A 503-nucleotide genomic window follows, 5' to 3' on the forward strand; every position below is an offset into this window, starting at 1 on the left:
GGGCGAAAGGGTCTGAGCCGATGCGACCGCGGTTCACCCACTGGATGCTGGCCGGCACCGTGGCGGCAATGCTGGCGCTCCCAGCCGTGCTGTCGCCGGCTTGGCTGGGGGTGGCCTCGAACATGCTGATCGCCGCGCTCTTCGCCCTGGCGTACAACCTCCTCATCGGCCAGGGGGGACTGCTCTCTTTCGGGCACGCCGCCTACTTCGGCATCGGCAGCTTCGCCACGATCCACGCCATGGTCGCCGTGGAGCGCGGAGGGTTGTGGCTGCCCACGCCTTTGCTGCCGCTGGCGGGAGGGGTGGCAGGACTCCTCATCGGGGCAGGGGCCGGCTACTTTGCCTGCAAGCGAAGCGGCGTCTACTTCGCCATGGTGACCTTGGCCATCGCCGAGCTGCTGCATGCGCTGGCACCCAACCTGAGCAGCGTGTTCGGCGGCGAGACCGGTATCTTCTCCATGCGCCAGCCGTGGCTGGGCGTCGACTTCGGGAGCTCTCACCAC

At 68.4% G+C, this 503-nt stretch carries 1 pseudogene; it reads left to right on the top strand.

Features of this window, described 5'->3' with window-relative positions:
- Positions 1 to 20: 20 nt before the first annotated feature.
- Positions 21 to 503 (top strand): annotated as a pseudogene (locus SCI24_RS21500) (branched-chain amino acid ABC transporter permease); the annotation flags it as partial.

The sequence above is a fragment of the Halomonas sp. genome (assembly GCF_033549285.1).
Taxonomy (GTDB): domain Bacteria; phylum Pseudomonadota; class Gammaproteobacteria; order Pseudomonadales; family Halomonadaceae; genus Halomonas.